The organism is Streptococcus sp. DD10, assembly GCF_001578805.1.
GTDB lineage: Bacteria > Bacillota > Bacilli > Lactobacillales > Streptococcaceae > Streptococcus.
This window is the reverse complement of record NZ_KQ969161.1, coordinates 18,308-20,644: the sequence shown is the minus strand read 5'-3', so window position 1 is coordinate 20,644 and position 2,337 is coordinate 18,308. Positions and strand designations below refer to the sequence as shown.

Here is a 2,337-nt window from a genome sequence, read left to right as displayed (position 1 = left end):
CAGACAATGGACAAGGTTGTTTTTTGAAAATGGTTGAGTATAAACAGTCCTTTAAGCTGTGGATAAAGCAGGTATAGCAAACTTTCCCTATTCTTTTTTACTAGTAATTTGATGAAAAACTTTCTGCCAGATTTCATGTCTACGCCAAATACTGGTGTGAATTTGACCAGATAGTTCATAACGAACTAATTTTGTTTTTTGACTGATGGATTCAATTTCAAAATGTGAGAATTGAATTTGATTTTGTTCTTGAGTTTGCAAAAGCTCTTTTTTATGACTTTCTTGTCCAAATTCGTTAATAAGGGTGAAATTGTCAGCTAGGAGAGTCTGGTATTCTTGCTGAGCATAGAGGCGTTGTTCATAAGTTTTCAATTTTAGAAGAACATTATCTAAAATTTCATCTTCGGGAATTGAAGTTGGTTCAACATGGACATCAATGTCAAAAACATTGAACTTTTCTTTTAAAAGTTGCTCGACCTTTTCAGTGATAGCATGACTTTCATAGACAGACAAGTCTGGATTCATTTCTAGGACGACATCAAGGTAGATGTTACTACCATAGGTGCGACCCCGTTGTGATTTCACACGACTGATTTTTGGAATTTCCATGATGGCTTTTTCATAGTCAGCTAGAAGACTTTCATCAAAACCATCTGATAGGCTGAAGGAGGACTCTATGAAAATATCATAAGCTGTTTTTAGAATAAAAAATGTAATGATAATAGCAACTAGTTTATCTACCAAAGGATAGTTCAGAGCACTAGCAACGATAGCGATGGATGTTCCAAGGGAAGTCACTGCGTCAGATATATTGTCCTTAGCAGAAGATTGTAAGGCTTTAGAATTGGCTTTAGTTGCAAGAGCCCGGTTGTAGAGATAGACGCAAAACATAACGATAGCAGATAAAAATCCAACTATAGCCCCCAGTGGATCAATGATAACTTCTTGATTACTTAAAATCTTTTGAATGGTATCTCTTAAAACATCAAAACCAACATAGAACATGATAATAGACGTAATAAGACTTGCTAAATCTTCAATTTTCCAATGTCCGAATTTATGGTCACGGTCTGCAGGTTGACGTGCTAGTCTTATCCCAATAAGAAGAGCAACATTACTGATGATATCAGAAAGGTTATTAAAACCATCTGCGACTAAGCTGGAGGAGGAAAGGAGATGGCCAGTAGCTAGTTTGGCAGCAGATAAGACTAAGTAGGCTATTATGCTGATGATAGCTCCTCTTTCAGCTAATTTTAGATTATTTTGTGCACTGTTCACGGTTACTCTCCATCTTTGTTTTTATTTGGTTTTCGTTATTTTCACCTGATGAAACAAACTATTATAGCTTATTTTTCCCTTTTTTTCAAATAACGTGTTATAATATTAGAAAGTTTAGTAAGAGATTGAAACAGATTAGTGAGGAACTATGTTAAAAAGGGATTTAATTCGAAATGTTATTATCGCTCTAATCGCTGTTGTCATGGTTGTAATACTACGGTTGTATGTTTTGACACCTTATCAAGTAAAGGCTCAAGATGAAAATTTAGTATTATCAGCAGGAGATCATATTTTAGCTTATCGATTAGAAGAACCAGAGCGTGATGACTTAGTACTATACGAAGTTGACGGTAAAACTTATATTGGACGAGTTATTGGAAAGTCTAAGGACTATGTGGCAAGTATGGATAATGTTCTTTATGTCAATCATGAAGCCCATGCAGAAGCCTATTTACTAGCCTTAAAAGAGAATTATCTCAATAAAACAGAAAATGCAGGTTACTTCACGGAGGATTTTACATTAGAGACCTTAACTCAGTCAGATATGAAGGAAATCCCAGATGGTCAGTTTTTGATATTAAATGACAATCGACGCAATAATAAAGATAGTCGGAGTTTTGGTTTGATTAAGAAAAATCAAATTGAAGGAGTAGTTGGTTTTCGTTTGTCGCCGTTAAGTAAGTTTGGTTTTTTAAAAAACAACTAGTAGATAAAAGTCCAGCAGTTTTAAAAAATAAAGATCCACATGTGATGTGACTTCCTATTTTTAAGGTTCATTGTCAACTGTAGTGGGTTGAAGAAAAGCTAACATCTAGAGAGGACCGGATAGGTCTTCTCTTTTTGGATGTTTAGAGTAATGAAGACACGCTTCTTAAAGTTGATGAAGTTTCTAAAACCGAAACCCAAGCGTTTGATGTCTTTAATCAACTTGTTAGTCGCTTCAAGTTTCGCGTTTGAATAGTCCGTTTCTAGTGCGTTTATGATGTATTGTTTGTATTTAAGAAAAGTTCTAAAGACAGTTTGAAAGTAATGATTGACGTCCTTTAAGTTTTCTTGAAT

At 34.7% G+C, this 2,337-nt stretch carries 3 protein-coding genes; 1 reads left to right on the top strand and 2 read right to left on the bottom strand.

Annotation, left to right across the window (positions count from 1 at the left end):
* Positions 1 to 87 precede the first annotated feature (87 nt).
* Positions 88 to 1,278: a cation diffusion facilitator family transporter gene (locus STRDD10_RS06515; protein ID WP_067194106.1), complete on the bottom strand. Its 1,191-nt coding sequence runs from the start codon at positions 1,276 to 1,278 to the stop codon at positions 88 to 90.
* Between the two features lie 148 nt (positions 1,279 to 1,426).
* On the opposite strand from STRDD10_RS06515, the gene lepB reads away from it, so the two are divergent.
* Positions 1,427 to 1,984 (top strand): signal peptidase I, encoded by a 558-nt coding sequence (gene lepB / locus STRDD10_RS06510; RefSeq protein WP_067194104.1) that lies wholly within the window; start codon positions 1,427 to 1,429, stop codon positions 1,982 to 1,984.
* A gap of 98 nt (positions 1,985 to 2,082) precedes the next feature.
* Here lepB and STRDD10_RS06505 read toward each other — a convergent pair.
* The coding region (locus STRDD10_RS06505) for a transposase (RefSeq protein WP_197458312.1) at positions 2,083 to 2,337 on the bottom strand (255 nt) is incomplete at its 5' end.

What these genes read in the sequence shown, in the direction of transcription:
- lepB (WP_067194104.1), top strand. Translation starts at nt 1,427, where the DNA reads ATGTTAAAAAGGGATTTAATTCGAAATGTTATTATCGCTCTAATCGCT.